Origin of the sequence: Brenneria salicis ATCC 15712 = DSM 30166 (assembly GCF_003315515.1) — a bacterium.
GTDB classification, from domain to species: domain Bacteria; phylum Pseudomonadota; class Gammaproteobacteria; order Enterobacterales; family Enterobacteriaceae; genus Brenneria; species Brenneria salicis.
The window spans coordinates 36,604-52,363 of the sequence record NZ_QNRY01000027.1; the positions used below are offsets into that span (position 1 = coordinate 36,604).

Annotated in this window: 13 protein-coding genes; 1 reads left to right on the top strand and 12 read right to left on the bottom strand. The window is 42.1% G+C overall.

Annotated elements, in window-relative coordinates; all coding sequences use genetic code 11:
• Window positions 1-25: 25 nt before the first annotated feature.
• The 12 genes from DES54_RS12100 to wecA all read right to left on the bottom strand — a co-directional run bounded on the left by DES54_RS12100 (window position 26) and on the right by wecA (window position 13,239).
• The gene (locus DES54_RS12100) at window positions 26-760 is read right to left on the bottom strand and encodes a 3-deoxy-manno-octulosonate cytidylyltransferase (protein ID WP_113867719.1); all 735 of its coding nucleotides are present in this window, start codon (window positions 758-760) and stop codon (window positions 26-28) included.
• Window positions 761-767: 7 nt separating this feature from the next.
• Entirely contained in the window at window positions 768-1,418 is a 651-nt protein-coding gene (locus DES54_RS12105) for an HAD family hydrolase (RefSeq protein ID WP_113867721.1), read from the bottom strand.
• Window positions 1,402-3,018, bottom strand: coding sequence for an aldolase catalytic domain-containing protein (locus DES54_RS12110; protein WP_113867723.1), 1,617 nt, complete (start codon window positions 3,016-3,018; stop codon window positions 1,402-1,404). Before DES54_RS12110 ends, DES54_RS12105 begins: the two co-directional genes overlap by 17 nt.
• 50 nt (window positions 3,019-3,068) lie before the next feature.
• A complete protein-coding gene (gene rfbC / locus DES54_RS12115) occupies window positions 3,069-3,614 on the bottom strand; it encodes a dTDP-4-dehydrorhamnose 3,5-epimerase (protein ID WP_147247296.1) in 546 nt (181 codons plus the stop codon).
• Window positions 3,615-3,624: 10 nt separating this feature from the next.
• The gene (gene rfbD, locus DES54_RS12120; RefSeq protein WP_113867727.1) at window positions 3,625-4,497 is read right to left on the bottom strand and encodes a dTDP-4-dehydrorhamnose reductase; all 873 of its coding nucleotides are present in this window, start codon (window positions 4,495-4,497) and stop codon (window positions 3,625-3,627) included.
• Between the two features lie 8 nt (window positions 4,498-4,505).
• Entirely contained in the window at window positions 4,506-5,378 is an 873-nt protein-coding gene (rfbA, locus tag DES54_RS12125; RefSeq protein ID WP_113867729.1) for a glucose-1-phosphate thymidylyltransferase RfbA, read from the bottom strand.
• Window positions 5,378-6,445, bottom strand: coding sequence for a dTDP-glucose 4,6-dehydratase (rfbB, locus tag DES54_RS12130; protein ID WP_113867731.1), 1,068 nt, complete (start codon window positions 6,443-6,445; stop codon window positions 5,378-5,380). Before rfbB ends, rfbA begins: the two co-directional genes overlap by 1 nt.
• A 29-nt stretch (window positions 6,446-6,474) precedes the next feature.
• Window positions 6,475-7,911, bottom strand: coding sequence for an undecaprenyl-phosphate galactose phosphotransferase WbaP (gene wbaP / locus DES54_RS12135; protein WP_113867745.1), 1,437 nt, complete (start codon window positions 7,909-7,911; stop codon window positions 6,475-6,477).
• Window positions 7,912-8,273: 362 nt separating this feature from the next.
• Window positions 8,274-10,442 (bottom strand): tyrosine-protein kinase Wzc, encoded by a 2,169-nt coding sequence (gene wzc / locus DES54_RS12140; protein WP_113867733.1) that lies wholly within the window; start codon window positions 10,440-10,442, stop codon window positions 8,274-8,276.
• A 16-nt stretch (window positions 10,443-10,458) separates the two neighbouring features.
• Window positions 10,459-10,893 (bottom strand): arsenate reductase/protein-tyrosine-phosphatase family protein, encoded by a 435-nt coding sequence (locus DES54_RS12145; RefSeq protein WP_113867735.1) that lies wholly within the window; start codon window positions 10,891-10,893, stop codon window positions 10,459-10,461.
• A gap of 8 nt (window positions 10,894-10,901) precedes the next feature.
• Window positions 10,902-12,038, bottom strand: coding sequence for a polysaccharide export protein (locus DES54_RS12150; RefSeq protein WP_113867737.1), 1,137 nt, complete (start codon window positions 12,036-12,038; stop codon window positions 10,902-10,904).
• Window positions 12,039-12,186: 148 nt separating this feature from the next.
• Window positions 12,187-13,239, bottom strand: a complete 1,053-nt coding sequence (gene wecA / locus DES54_RS12155; RefSeq protein WP_113867739.1) for a UDP-N-acetylglucosamine--undecaprenyl-phosphate N-acetylglucosaminephosphotransferase — start codon at window positions 13,237-13,239, stop codon at window positions 12,187-12,189.
• 730 nt (window positions 13,240-13,969) lie between these two features.
• On the opposite strand from wecA, the gene DES54_RS12160 reads away from it, so the two are divergent.
• Entirely contained in the window at window positions 13,970-15,550 is a 1,581-nt protein-coding gene (locus tag DES54_RS12160; protein WP_113867741.1) for a TerC family protein, read from the top strand.
• Window positions 15,551-15,760 lie beyond the last annotated feature (210 nt).

Here is a 15,760-nt window from a genome sequence, read left to right on the forward strand (position 1 = left end):
ACCATCCATAAAAGGCATCAATATTTTAGTGAGAGTTCTCACTTATTATTTTCAATACTTTCTCTACATCTTCAGGTGTATCTATCGCAAGACTGTTTCCATTAACACTTACCATATTTACATCATATCCCAATTCAAGGAAACGCAATATTTCTATATCTTCTTCGTTTTCAAACAATGTTTTATCAGGGCAGTATGAAAAATCCTTAAGGGCTTTAATAGGGAATCCATAAATACAAATCTGCTTCCAGGATTTATTAAACGCCCCTGTCTTATTTGATGGAATAGCCGCACGACTCATATACATCAATCGGCCATCCGGTCGGAAAGCGACTTTAGGGATTGTTTTACTCTCGTATTCTAATGGATCTTTTATTGGTGCCATACCATTTACAATTACATTTGGATTACGAAGGCACTCATCAATAATAGCTTTAATATCTGCAGGGTTGATAATAGGCTCATCGCCCTGGACATTTATGACAAAATCGAGATCACCTATTTTTTCAGATGCTTCATAAACGCGATCAGTGCCAGTTTTACACTCACCACTTGTCATTATTACATTATCAGTAAACGTCAAACAGAAATCAAAAATCCTTTTATCATCAGTTGCAATATATATCTTTTCCCCAGCAACGGCTTCACAACAACGAAGCCAGACACGCTTAATCATTGGAACACCATGCAAAGCGATGAGGGGCTTTCCTGGCAAACGAGTCGATTTATATCTGGCGGGAATTACCACTGCATAGTTCATATTTCACCTAACTTACTATTAAATGAGAGAAATTTCCTATTTCATTTCCTTTAAAAAACTCGGATTGTCTAACTAAATCGGGAGCCGTAGACAAATCAGATAGGAAAATAAAGTCTATATTATTTTTTTCGGCGGCAATAAGGTCACCAAGCGCATCACCTAACATGACTCCATTACTGTATCCCCGCTCAAGTATTTTTCTAACGTTATTTACTTTAGACTCTGGTGAACCGAAAATATCAGAAAAATGAACATCCAGTCCTCTTTCAGCAAAGACTTGTTTTAATTCATTCTCATCTGACCCACTGGCGACATATTTATCTACTTTAACGCTAGATATAAAATCAATAAAACCAGCATTCACTTTAGCTTTTTTGTAGAGACTAAGACAAAAATCGGCATACTTTAAAATGATATTATCATATTGCTGTTGATAGCGGTCAGTTCTACAGCAGATAATGTTTTTAAGAAAATGCTCAACATGATGATAGCGTGAGCGTCCAAAATTTTTAGAAAAGTAATCAATGCAAACTACGACGTCTTGCACTGGGTATTCGCCCAATGCTTTTTCCATCGCATCCAACTTCAGTTGATTAGAATCTAAGATTACACCATCACAATCAAAGATATATACATCATAATCAAATGAGAGGGGCATAAACTGAACCTTCCTTGATTGGATAAGAAGTCGGTGTTAGAGAAATAATTTCTTTTTTATGCATGTATTCATTGATCTTGATGATGAGATCAACCATTTCCTGCTGACGCGAATCCCCTTTTTCGAACCCATCAAAACCGACCAGTTTTATTGAAGACGATTGACCAATAATTGCAGCTGAAATCGCATATCCAACTGTTAATTCTGATGGAATGGTACATTGAGTTTCTGCTACCTGATACACATCTTTGTTAATTTTCAATCCATAATCAAATATTTCGGTTTTAGGACTAAGATAAGAAAGTTCATCTTTATTGAAGCGATGTTTAGGCAGGATTAGCGGTTTAGTCAAACTACTATATTTACTTTTATCAGCAAGAAATTTTGTATTATGAGAAATTATATAGTAGTCAACATACTCGGCTGGAATATTTTTATTAACATTGATGGATAGGACAATAGGTTTATGTTCTGAAATATAGTCAATAATACCGTTTTTATATTTTAGAACGCTATCGCCACTACCGATAATTAATATTTCCCGATTAGTGAATCGGCCAACCAGTTCACTGCTGCCACCCTCTTCATCGTCATTTTGATCATTTAGCTTCAAAGCCTGTTCCAGAACTTTTCCATTGTAAGAAGAGGCCTGAGCTCTGCTTAAATAAGCTATTGCGCCGACAATTTCATCTGGTCCATACCGCTCATTTGAAAGCAAATTCTGGACATAGGTAGGATGGACATTATTCTGTGCACCGATAAAGTACAAGAAATTGCTACCCCAGCCAGATTCTTTCTGCATTTTATCAAAATGCCTGACAACCAAATCATAAATCGGCGTAGCCAGGTAAGGGGCATCTGTTTTACTTAGAACAGCAAGTAAATTTTCCGTTTGCGCATTTCCCGCGCCTCTTCCCATACCCGTCACCGTCACGTCCAGCCAAATGACGCCTGAATCACGAGCAGCAAGCGTATTATCGAGCGCTTTGGCCATATTATTATGGGTATGAATGCCTAATTCACCTTCCCAGTGCATTCTTAACGCTTTAATAATACGTCTAACCTCTGTTGTATCCATATTGCCCAAAGAGTCGGCAAAGTATAGTACGTCCAGGCAATTCCAACTAACGGCCAGACTCGCTTTATCCGCTATCAGATCGTCAGGTTTTCCACCTGATTGCATCAAGTTAAATCCAACAATATAACCTTTGTTTTTTAGTGACTTGATGATTGCTTCACAATGCTCAACTTCATGGAAATGAGCGGCGACGCGTACCAGACTGAGTTTACTTTTAGATGCATCGACAAAAAGTTTATCAATTGCTTCTTCTACCGGCATATTAGCGGAAAGCACGGTTTTGGCATCAATCATTACGCCATAAGCCGGTCCTTCAGGTAACGTCAGTCGATTGACCAGGCTTTCTGTCGTATAGGCAAACGGCCCTAAAAAACCTTCTTGTGGAAAGTTTCTCAGACCAAGCTCTACATAATCTATTTTCGCCGCTGCCACAGCCGTCAGGTACGCATTAACGACTTCAAAATCAAAATCCCAGTTATTATAATAACCGCCATCACGTAACGTACAGTCAAGAATCTTCATTCCTATTACCTCTTTGAGATGAATTTATATCTGATGATGTTTAATACGTCTTAGAAAACATCCGCCTCTAGGAGTTTTTTCGCATTTTTATCTTTGTCTGACAGTATAGGCTCTATGCTGATTGGCCATTCAATACCAATGCTTTCATCATTCCACAATATCCCGCGATCGCTTGCAGGCGCATAATAATTAGTCGTTTTATATAAAAACTCGGCGGTTTCACTCAATGTGATAAATCCATGAGCGAATCCTGCCGGGATCCAGAATTGACGTTTATTCTCTGCCGAAAGGTGAACGCCAACCCACTGCCCGAATGTTGGCGATGACTTACGTATATCGACAGCAACGTCAAATACCTCTCCGGTAACACACCTTACCAGTTTGTCCTGAGCATGCGGCGCCAATTGATAATGCAATCCTCTGAGGACCCCTTTAGAGGATTTTGAATGATTATCCTGTACGAAATTTACAGAATATCCGATCGCTTCTTCGAATTTATTTTGGTTAAAGCTTTCAAAAAAAAAGCCTCGTTCATCACCAAAAACGGCAGGTTCTATAATTTTCACATCTGGAATTTTCGTGTCGATTACTTTCATCATTAGTCACTTATCTGTAGAGAGTGATATCTTCTAGTGCCTTTATCCAATCACTAGGTTTGATGTCAAAATATTGATTAATTTTTTCACAGTTGAGTTTTGAGAAACTCGGACGGGCTGCAGGTGTAGGATAGTCTTCTGTATTAAGCCGCGATAAATTCGGTTTGTTATCCAGTACTCTTTTATCAACGGCAGCATCGAAAATTTTATCAGCAAACTCAAACCAGCTTACATAAGGCATTCCGCTAAAGTGGAAAATGCCCCAATCGGAGAATTCTTTTGAATGAACTTTTTCGGCAATTCGAATTAATGCGTCAGCAATATCCCCCGCATAGGTCGGTCCACCAAATTGATCGGCAACAATACCTAACGAATCCCGCTCCCTGCCAAGTCTCAGCATTGTTTTGACAAAATTATTGCCATCCTCGCCAAACACCCAGGCCGTTCTCAGAATGATATGACGAGCACAGGCACCAGCAACAGCACGTTCACCTTCTTGTTTACTCTTCCCATAAACACTTTGCGGATCAACCGTATCCGATTCGATATAAGGAACGTCACTTTTACCGTTAAACACATAGTCAGTAGAAATATGTAATATCGCCGCCCCAGCACTCTGTGCGGCTTCTGCCAGAAAAAGAGGGCCATCACAGTTAATTTTATATGATTGTGCGATCTCTTGTTCAGCCTTATCAACCGCCGTATGCGCAGCGGCATTGATAATAATATCAGGATGAAATTTATTTACCGTTTGAATTACAGCATCCCGATTAGTGATATCCAAAACATCACGGTCAACTGCCAGTATTTCCGCTTTTCCATTTAAACGCTCAACCAGACGAGTTCCCACCTGTCCATGCGCGCCTGTAATTAATACTTTCATTTTCATTCTCACGAAATAGATTTAAGCAGTGACATCAAATAACGTCCATAGTCGTTTTTCAGCATAGGCTCTGCACATTTGGCAAGTTCTTCAGCATTTAACCAACCGTTTCTCCAGGCAATCTCTTCCAGGCACGCGATTTTAAGTCCCTGAACATGTTCAATAGTCTCAACAAATGAAGATGCCTCATGCAAACTCTCGTGTGTACCTGAATCCAGCCAGGCAAATCCACGCCCCAATAATTCAACTGTAAGGCTTCCTTCATCCAAATACATTTGGTTAACAGCCGTAATTTCTAACTCACCACGAGTTGATGGTTTTACCGACTTAGCTAAATCAATGACCCGATTATCATAGAAATAAAGGCCAGTTATTGCCCAATCCGATTTCGGCTTTTGCGGTTTTTCCTCAATGGAAAGAACTTTATTATTTTTGTCGAATTCAACAACGCCAAAACGTTCAGGATCTTTCACCCGATATCCAAAAACGGTGGCGCCGGAGTCATGACCGGCAGCTTGTGCTAATGTTCGGGAAAAAGACTGGCCATAAAAAATATTATCACCGAGAACCAAACAACATTTGCTATTGCCAATAAACAATTCACCAATAATAAACGCCTGAGCTAACCCATCTGGACTCGGTTGTACCGCGTACTCAATATTAATGCCATACTTACTACCGTCACCTAATAAACGGTTGAAGGATAAACTATCCTCAGGGGTAGTGATGATCAAGACATCACGAATACCTGCGAGCATTAATGTCGATAACGGATAATAAATCATAGGTTTATCATAAACAGGCAATAACTGCTTGGACACACCCAATGTAATTGGATAAAGACGGGTGCCAGAACCTCCGGCCAGAATAATACCTTTCATTACTTATCTCCCATACCTAAGCGCTCACGGCTATAAGAACCATTCAGAACCCGGCTCCACCATGTCTTGTTATTCAAATACCATTCGACAGTCTTTCTGATACCGGACTCAAATGTTTCCTCAGGACGCCAATCAAGTTTGCGGGAAATTTTTCCGGCATCAATCGCATAACGGGCGTCATGTCCAGGTCTGTCTTTGACATAGACAATAAGATCTTTGTATTTAGCGACATTCGTTGGTTTATCAGGCGCCAAATCTTCCAGTAGCTCACAGATCTTTTCTACTACTTCTATATTGGTCTTCTCATTATGACCACCAATATTATAGGTTTCACCTACAATCCCTTCTGTCAGCACTTTGTACAGCGCTCTGGCATGATCTTCCACATAGAGCCAATCGCGAATTTGCGTCCCGTTACCATAGACAGGCAATGATTTTCCCTCAATGGCATTAAGAATAACAAGCGGAATAAGTTTTTCTGGAAAATGATAAGGCCCGTAGTTATTCGAGCAGTTCGTCACAATAGTAGGCAGTCCATAAGTTCTTAACCATGCACGAGCTAAATGATCGCTGGAGGCCTTAGAAGCGGAATAAGGACTACTAGGCGCATAAGGTGTCTCTTCAATAAAGAGATCGTCTGCTCCTTGGAGATCACCATAAACTTCATCAGTGGATATATGATGAAAACGGAATGTGCCTTTCTTTTCTGTATCCAGAGTAGACCAGTATGCCCTTGCTGCCTCAAGCAGCGTGTAGGTACCAACAACATTCGTACGAATAAACGCGGCAGGACCATCAATTGAGCGATCTACATGGCTTTCTGCCGCCAGGTGCATAATAGCATCCGGTTTGTAGGAAATAATTGCTTCATCTAAGGCCGCATGATCACAAATATCAATTGGGGCAAATGTATAACGAGAATTAGTAGACACCTCGTTAAGAGATTCGAGATTACCGGCATACGTTAGACTATCAATATTAAGCACATGATCATTTGTATTTTTTATAATGTGCCTAACGACTGCTGAACCTATAAAACCGGCTCCACCGGTGATAAGAATATTCAAAACATCTGCCTCTTTGATAAGGTTAAAAATTAATAGGCTCCGTCTCTTTTTAACACAACACTAATAGTTTTAAAAAGAATGGCGATATCATTCCATAATGACCAATTTTTTACATACCATGCATCAAAATAAACACGCGTATCATAGTCGACATCATTTCTCCCACTCACCTGCCATAGTCCCGTCATACCTGGCTTAGCCATCAGATAGTAATCAGCATCTCCCGCATATCTATCCAGTTCATCCTCAATAATAGGTCTTGGACCAACCAAACTCATTTCACCTTTAATAACATTGAAAAGCTGGGGAAGCTCATCAAGACTGGTTTTCCTGATAAATTTACCGATCTTGGTGATCCGCGGATCATCTTTTAGTTTAAAGTCCTTCTCCCATTCGGCTCTGGCATCTGGGTTCTTCTCTAATAAATCCCGCAGGACCTCCTGAGAATTAATGACCATTGAGCGGAATTTTAGACATTTAAATTTTTTACCATTTCTGCCTACTCGCTCATGTCCATAAATAGCCTTACCTCCATCTTTCGAAACCAGATAAAATAAGGAGAGCAACAATGGTGAAAGCACTGTGACAATAGTTATTGCTCCAAAAATATCGAAGGTTCGTTTTACTAGGCGAGACGTTCTTTTTGCCAGGCTATTGCTAACACGCAAGATCATCACTTCATGACTGAAAATAAAAGACATTTCCGTACCATATAAAGGAACACCACGTAATGTCGGGATAACTGATACCGAACGGCAATTATGCTTCGTAAGATTTTTTAGCCAAAAATCTCTTAGCTCGTGCTCTTCAAACTCTACGGCGACAATGAATTGAGTATCATTAGGGCAACTTTGCTGCCAAAGTTCCTCTTCTGTTTTTATAACTGGAATACCAGAAATATCGTGAACAACATCATAACCATTTGTTGAATAAAAAGCGCCAATAGCAAAACCTAAAACCTCTTCACTTTGAAGCGCCTCATAAGCATCCCTAGCGTTTTTACCTGTACCTATAATAATCGTATGTTTCTTCCAGATACCTAACTTGTCCAACATTTTCTTTATTATTACCCGCCCAACCGGGACTAAGAAAATTGCCAATATCCATGTAATAATCCAAATAAACCGAGAGAATTGCCACTTTGAAAATGCAACCAATGCCAAATCAAAAACCGCAAATATCACTAGCGTTCTGATAATTTCCTTTAATTCAAACCAAAAAGGTTTTCTGTAAGTATAGTGACGCAACCTTATCCAAAACCAACTTACACACAGGAGTGACAGCGCAATATGAGAAATAAATCTTGCTGAAATTTCAGATTCAGGAATAAAAAAATATATGTCATAATTTAATAAATTCATTATTAATAATGTGATAATCAATGCTAAATTAAAAAAAATAAAATCAGACGAAGCCAAACAAAACTTAACAATATTATTCTTCTTAGGAAAAGTAGTTGCATGCATAATATACACCCCAAATAGTTTTATATAACCCCAATATCTTTCATGCATACTAAAAAATCTCAAAACATTGTGATATTCAATTCCTAAATATCTTACTTTATTAAAAAAGCAAATATAGAATTGACACAAATAGATTAAGACTGTTAACCAAATGAATTTAGCTTATGAATAAAAACTTAAATTATTTAGTCAAAAATAATATATCCAAAATATTGTTTTATATAATTTATTCCTGATTATAGTCGCTGAGTAACTACAATATGTATATATCCTTAAAATACAGTGAAATAGACACATACTGCCAATACATTGCCGACCCACTGAATCAGTATATAAAAGTGCATCGGCATAATATCCTACGATTATTTAGATTTATAATCGTATGTATAATAGTCGTAATTGCCGTAGCCATAATAACTTGCTGCTCTTTTTACCACAGCATTCAGAATAACGCCTTTAATTTCAGCGCCATTCTGCTCGAACCGGCGAATACTAACCTCAACCTCTTTAATTGTATTGACTTCAAAACGAGCAACCAGTAATGACGTACCAGCATGACGGCTAATGATCGCAGCATCGGTCACAGCAAGAATAGGCGGAGTATCAAGCAATACCATATCATAATGCTCGGATGCCCACTCGACAAACGCCGGAAAACGTTGATGCATCAGTAGTTCTGAAGGGTTGGGAGGAATCTGACCTCTTGGTACAAAGTCCATACCTTCTACTTGCGTTTTACGTAAACATTTATCGGCAAAGCTTTGCCCGGATAAAATATCCGATAAACCATTACTCCCCGTCGTTCCCATCAATTCATGGGCATAACCCTTTCTCATATCGCAATCGACAATCAAGACTTTTTGCCCTGACTGTGCGATTACCGCGCCAAGATTGGCACTGACAAAGGTTTTACCGATAGCAGGGCTGGCTCCAGAAATCATAAGCACATTATTTTTAGCCTCCATCATCGCAAAATGAAGACTGGTCCGTAAGCTACGTATTGCTTCAATAGCCAAATCAGCTGGATTGCCAACAGCCAATAGCTCTGAAGAACGAACATTGCTTTTCTTGAGCTTGTTATTAATCAACTCACGATCTTTTTTCTGTTGCCATTCAGATAACGGTACGCTGGCATAAACGTTAACACCCAATTCTTCTAACTGCTCTGGACTTTCTATGCCTTTATGAAGCATATATCTCAAAACAACAAAGGCGGCAGAAAATACCCCACCTATCATGATCGAAAGCAGAATAATAATAATTTTCTTTGGTTTTACCGGATTAGGTTGGGTAACACTGGTATCAATTATGCGAACATTACCTACAACACTGGCTTTATTGATACTGAGTTCTTGCTGCTTGTTGAGCAACTGCATATATACTTCTTGACCGGATTCCACATCACGCGTAAGACGTAAAATCTCTTGCTGCGTTGCCGGCATCCCACTAACTCGTTTATTAAGCTTTTCTTTTTCTTGCTCTAGCGTTTTGCGCTTTTCCATCAAAGCACGGTAGGCGGGATGTTCTTTGGTGTATAGTTTGGATATTTCAGCTTCTCTGAAAGTTAATTCATTTAACTGTGATTCTATCGACACCATTGTATCCAAAACTGCCTTCGCTTCCAGAGATAAATCGACCGACTCATTTTGTTGACGATATCTGTTTAATTTATTTTCAGCCTCATTCAATTCATCACGCACACTAGGTAATTGTTCCTTTAAAAAACCCAGACTTTTACCAGCTTCTTCAGATTTTCTTTCTACATTTTGCTGTAGATAATTATAGCTAATACTGTTAAGGATTTTGGTAATTTCTTGTGTATCTTCACCTTCGAGACTTAGTTGCAATACACCAATATCCTTTCCCTTGTCCTCAACATTGAACCTTTCCAAAAGATCATTTATCACTGAAAGTTCATTTAACTTCGTCAACCGGAATACAGTACCTGCAGGTGCTTTTATTTGGCTGACAAGTAAAGAAATATCATTATGCTTTTCCAATTGACCAACTGTACCGGTAAATGTATCAATATTATCAGCTGATAATTCGTAACTGGTATCATTTAAAACTGTAAGTTCCATATCCTTGTCAAGCAATGCTTCTGGAACATCCAATCGGGAAACCGCTATTTCCCCAGGCACCATACCGACGATTCTAGCTACTCCCTTTCCAATAACTGGAAAAAATTTTTGCTCAATTGAGGTATCTAAAGATAAATCCCGGATGGTTTTACCAAGCACCATCCTTGATTTTAACAATTCTATTTCTGCCGCTGACTGAGGTTTTGCATCTGGCAACATACTCGACAAATCATTAAGCAGCTTATTACCTGAATTTTGCTCTACCTGTATGAGCGCATCAGCCTTATAGACCGGTGTAGCTAATGTGACATAAAAAATCCCAATAACAGCAAATACGGCAGTAACACCAATAATCAACCATCTATTATCCAGCAACGTTCCTAACAAACGTCCCAAATCAATCTCATCTGACGCTGCTTCAGATGCTTTCACTGAAATTTTCTCTGCCATGGGTTTCCCTGACTGGTTAACGGCTTAATGCTTGCGCCCATTTCTGGGCCGATTGCTCGAGTTGTGAGTAAACGAATTCAAACGCTTCGCGGCTTTTGCGGTAAGGATCGGCAATTTCCTGCTGATTCAACCAATGCCCGAACAGCATGGTTTTCCCACGCACTTCCGGGGCGATTTTACCCACCGCATCGATATGCCCTTTTTCCATCACTAAAATCAGATCGTACTGACGGCATAAAGAAGAGGTCAACTGCTGCGCGCTGTGTCCTTCCAGAGAAAGACCACGTTCGCCCGCCACCTCAGCAGCGGTATTATCGGCGGGTTTGCCCACCAACGCGCCCAGTCCCGCCGAAGCAATCCGTTTCGCCGGCAATACCTGCTTTAACAATCGCTCCCCGGTTGGGGAACGACAGATATTGCCCACACAAACCACTAATATTGAATCAAACATATTTATCTCTACGGCCAGTTACGAACGCGCAATGTACCTTCAGTTAACTCATTGAAACCAGAAATGGTTGGTACGAGTTGGCTGATAACACGGTTCCAACGAACGATCGGCGCAGTAGTTACATAAACAATGTCATAAGGTTGTAACTGGAACTCCGTCCCCATCACCATCGCGGTTGCATCCTGCGCATTGAGTTGATAAATGTCGGCAAGCTTAGGTCCCTGCGTTCCACGCAGCGAGCGAATAACAAAAATGCCAGTGGCATCGGAATAGGTCTGATCCATTCCTTCCGCATTGCCCAATGCTTCGGTCAGCGTCATCCCGCTGCGATCCATTTTAAGCGTGGTTTGCTTCTTCACTTCCCCCATTACGAACACTTTCAGATCGTCATTACGGGGAATATAGAGAATATCACCGGGATAAAGGAGGTGGTTTTGCGAAAGATCACCGTTCTGCATCAGCGCCTGGAGGGATAAGCGTTGCTCTTTACCGTCGTGTGTCAGCACAATATTACGCCAGTCGGCATTTTCCGTCAGACCGCCCGCTTTATTAATCGCATCCAATACGGTCAAAGGTACGTTAGTAATCGGCTGTTGACCGGAAGTGGCGACTTCCCCCGTCACATACGCTTTCTGCGACCGGAAGGCGGCGATACTGACGTCAACCTGCGGCGATTCAATGTATGTAGCCAGGCGGCCCATAATCTGATCGCGCACCTCGGTGACCGTTTTACCCGCCACTTTAACCTTACCAATATAGGGGTAGAAGATGGTCCCATCCGAGTGTACCCAGTTACCGGTATCCGCGGCGGTACGATACGTCCCTGCCGGCGTGGTCAGTTCCGGGTGATCCCATACGGTTACCATAATGACGTCACCAATACCGATACGGTATTCATAATTTTGCAACTCTTGTTCCAGCGCCGGATTGGTTTGCGCTATCAACGGCTTAGGCCGCATTTTTTCAACTAGATAAGGCGTGAGAGGATAAACATTAACCAGCTTGTCGATATTAAAATCCGCATCCTGCTGCTCGATCACTTCTTTGCCACTGGTAGAAAGGTGTGAACCGGGAATTATGGTGCAGCCGCTAAGCATAGCTGCAAACACCACCAACGGTAACAATTTTAACTTGTGCTTTATCATCCTGTGTATGCCATCGCTCTTAATTGAAAATTGCGCAAATCCCTACAAAATAGTCAATGATTATAGAGAAGAACTATTCAGATGAAGTCAAGATCTAACATATAAAACAAGGGTAATTCCCCTTCTCATGGCACTCCGCCAAGCGATGCTATTGTCTGTTTACGATGATAGGCCGCCGATACCATGCCGACATTCGAACCATCAGGGTTATCGTCCCCAGATAACCGACAAACGCCATCAAAAATACGCCTAACATAATAGACTCACTCACGCTGTTACGCTCGCAAATGATCCCTGTGGCGGCAAATAAAACCGCGATAAAAAGAATTGCAGCAAGGGTCTGACACGGTGTTAGTCCGGCACGAACCAACAGGTGGTGCAGATGCTCGCGATCGGGTTTGAATGGGTTACTCCCTCTTGAGAGACGACGTATCATTACTGCCGCCATGTCCATTAACGGGACAGCAATAATCCACAGCGCCGTAACAGGACGCATCACACTATTTTCCCCTTGCGTAGCAAGAATTAATAACCAGATCACCGAGAAACCGATCAGCGTGCTGCCCGCATCGCCCATAAAGACTTTGAATTTTTTTCCCAAAAAGACACCAGTGTTCAACAGCGTATAAGGCAACGTTGCCGCCAGCAAGCACAAACTCCAACGGGCCAGGTCACTGTTGCCGCCAAGATAGAAAACGATAACCAGTGCGCCAAGGGTTACAAAAGACAGTCCACCTAGCAGGCCATCAATGCCATCGATCATATTGAAGGCATTGATCGCGCCCCATACCGCAAACAATGTGACGATGTAGCACAAACTACCTAAAAATAGTTCGTAGCCGAAGAGTACATTTCCTAATGTGGTCAGATAAAAACCCGCATGCATCATCAATCCGGCGACAAGTGCCTGAAATCCAATGCGAGGTAAGACGGGAAGGTCAAAACGGTCATCCAATACGCCGATGATCAGTAACGTAGTGGCACAAACCATATAGAGGGAAAAACCAGGTAACCAGCCTGGCTGCAGCACATACAGTACCCACAGCGCCATGTACATGGATACGCCGCCAACCAGTGGAATATGGCCTTGATGATTTTTACGCATGTTGGGCTTATCTACCAAGCCCACTTTGACTGCCGCGGTTCTTGCCACGAATAACGCGACGAACGCGCTTAAAAATATTACCGTGGATTCCTGCATGTTTGCACCATCATCAACCGTTATGAATTGTTACATCAGGCACGCTACCGCCCTTGGCTTGTAGCTACCAATGTACTGTCAAAGTACGGAGCACCATCCTATGGTTTAGACTTTGGATCCGTAAGTTACAATTGTCTTTGTCTGATTTTTGTCGTTGTGTGACCCAATGGGCCATAGTTAATCAATTGTTGCCGGTAACCACGTTCAAACACGCTTTTGGCAAAATCGATTTTGCCCGGCGTTCATAGTATTGGCGACTTGATGAAGATCACAAGAATTAAGATGTCGGAAGGTTTTTTTTCGGAATAGGACTACGCGTATCCATAACATTGGATTCTCCAATAGGACAAAAAACCAACTTAAGGAATAAAAACAGCACATTTTATGAAAATTTAGCAAAGCCCCCCGACTTTAACCTAGTCGAGCAACGCTGATCTGGCGTGGCGAGCGGGCGCGCTATTCTATGTGCTATTCTCTTACGTTATCAAAGGCTGCGTTGGTGTCTTGCCAATATAGTAGAAAATTTTACTTATGGCCGTTTACTGATCTTTTTTAACTCCTGTTAACCAAAATCCGACACAATGCCTACCAAACACTGACAATGTAGCGCAGCCAGTTAAGTATCCTCATGTTGTTGGCCGCGACAGAATGTCCTTATAAACGCTGGTTCATGTCCGTTGTCCCTGATACGCTGGTAAGTGTTCTCGCTAAGAAAGGTGAAATAATAAGTATGGAGTGGATCGCCGATCCAACGATATGGGCAGGTCTGGCAACACTGGTTGTGCTGGAACTGGTATTAGGCATTGATAATCTGATCTTTATTGCCATCCTTGCTGAAAAACTACCGAAAGAACAACGAGATAAAGCAAGGATTGTTGGTCTGTTGCTGGCGTTAGTGATGCGCCTGCTTTTATTGTCGTCGATTTCCTGGCTTGTCTCCCTGACGACTCCCCTCTTCACATTGCTCGGACATACATTCAGCGCACGTGATGTCATCATGTTGATTGGCGGCGTATTCCTGTTATTCAAAGCAACCATGGAGCTTAACGAGCGGTTGGAAGGCAAGGATCAGGAGCAACACACGCAACGCAAGGGAGCGCGTTTCTGGCCTGTTGTTGCGCAAATCGTCGTTCTGGATGCGATTTTCTCGCTCGATTCAGTCATCACCGCCGTTGGCATGACCGACCACTTGTTAGTGATGATGTCCGCGGTGACAATCGCTATCTTCCTGATGCTGCTGGCGAGCAAACCGTTGACCCGTTTTGTCGGCGAGCATCCGACCATTGTTATCTTGTGCCTGAGTTTTCTGTTGATGATTGGTTTCAGCCTGGTCGCGGATGCGTTTGGCTACCATATCCCCAAAGGCTATCTCTACGCCGCTATTGGTTTCTCGGTGCTCATCGAGTTGTTGAATCAGGTTTCGCAATTTAACCGTCGGCGCTTTCTTTCCTCTTCCGTTCCCTTGCGCCAACGCACCGCCGAGGTCGTTCTGCGGATTTTGCGAGGAAATCATGATGAAGCAGAACTGGACAACCAAACGTCATCAATGATTGCGGATAATGCACACGCTGGTCAGGAAATTTTCAACCGACAGGAGCGCCGCATGATCGAACGCGTTCTAGGTATGGCGCAGAGAACCATCAGCAGTATTATGACGTCCCGCCATGACATTGACCCGATTGAGCTAAATACCGCTCAACAGGAATTAGCGCAGATATTAAAAACCAGCCAGCATACCCGACTGGTCATTGTCGACAGCAGCACGTCAGATGAGTTGCTGGGGATAGTCAATGTCACAGACCTGTTACAGCAGCAACTCAGTCATGAACCTTTTAATCTGCGTATTCTGCTGCGTCAGCCACTGGTTTTTCCCGAACAGCTTTCTCTGTTACTGGCTCTTGATCAATTCAGAGAGGCACAAACCCATTTTGCATTTGTCGCTGACGAGTTTGGTTCGGTTGAAGGGATTGTGACGCTAAGCGATGTGATGGAAACCATTGCCGGTAACCTGCCGCTGAAAGGTGAGGAAGTCGATGCCCGTCATGATATTCAGCAAAATGAGGATGGCAGTTGGACCGCGAACGGCTATCTACCTTTGGAAGATCTGACCATGTACGTTCCGCTCACCCTGGATGGAAAGCGAGAATATTATACGCTGGCCGGACTCTTGATGGAGCACTCTCAACGTATCCCGCAAGCGGGTGATACATTGTCTGTCGATGGTTACACCTTCACTATTTTGACGGTGGAAAGCCATCGTATCGTGAAGGTGCTAATCACAAAGGATACCGATCTGAGATATGAGATCTGATAAATATCCGTCAGCGGGAGGTAATTATGACCATCGCACAACAACTGGGACAGATTGGTTTTAAAAAAGGGATGCACAAGGAATAGAAAAAGGAATCAAAACGAGCCTGTAAATTAAATTGTGTAATTGCCTGTTTTTGATATCGTTATCCGAACAGCGGAGACAGGCAAATTATGGACGAGAAGAAACTTCAGGCACTTGCTACAGAAC

Bases quoted from the DNA above. Each gene is read 5' to 3' on its own strand.
- DES54_RS12100 (WP_113867719.1), bottom strand. From the start codon at position 760: ATGAACTATGCAGTGGTAATTCCCGCCAGATATAAATCGACTCGTTTG.
- DES54_RS12105 (WP_113867721.1), bottom strand. From the start codon at position 1,418: ATGCCCCTCTCATTTGATTATGATGTATATATCTTTGATTGTGATGGT.
- DES54_RS12110 (WP_113867723.1), bottom strand. From the start codon at position 3,018: ATGAAGATTCTTGACTGTACGTTACGTGATGGCGGTTATTATAATAAC.
- rfbC (WP_147247296.1), bottom strand. From the start codon at position 3,614: ATGAAAGTAATCGACACGAAAATTCCAGATGTGAAAATTATAGAACCT.
- rfbD (WP_113867727.1), bottom strand. From the start codon at position 4,497: ATGAAAGTATTAATTACAGGCGCGCATGGACAGGTGGGAACTCGTCTG.
- rfbA (WP_113867729.1), bottom strand. From the start codon at position 5,378: ATGAAAGGTATTATTCTGGCCGGAGGTTCTGGCACCCGTCTTTATCCA.
- wbaP (WP_113867745.1), bottom strand. From the start codon at position 7,911: ATGCATGCAACTACTTTTCCTAAGAAGAATAATATTGTTAAGTTTTGT.
- wzc (WP_113867733.1), bottom strand. From the start codon at position 10,442: ATGGCAGAGAAAATTTCAGTGAAAGCATCTGAAGCAGCGTCAGATGAG.
- DES54_RS12145 (WP_113867735.1), bottom strand. From the start codon at position 10,893: ATGTTTGATTCAATATTAGTGGTTTGTGTGGGCAATATCTGTCGTTCC.
- DES54_RS12150 (WP_113867737.1), bottom strand. From the start codon at position 12,038: ATGATAAAGCACAAGTTAAAATTGTTACCGTTGGTGGTGTTTGCAGCT.
- wecA (WP_113867739.1), bottom strand. From the start codon at position 13,239: ATGCAGGAATCCACGGTAATATTTTTAAGCGCGTTCGTCGCGTTATTC.
- DES54_RS12160 (WP_113867741.1), top strand. From the start codon at position 13,970: ATGGAGTGGATCGCCGATCCAACGATATGGGCAGGTCTGGCAACACTG.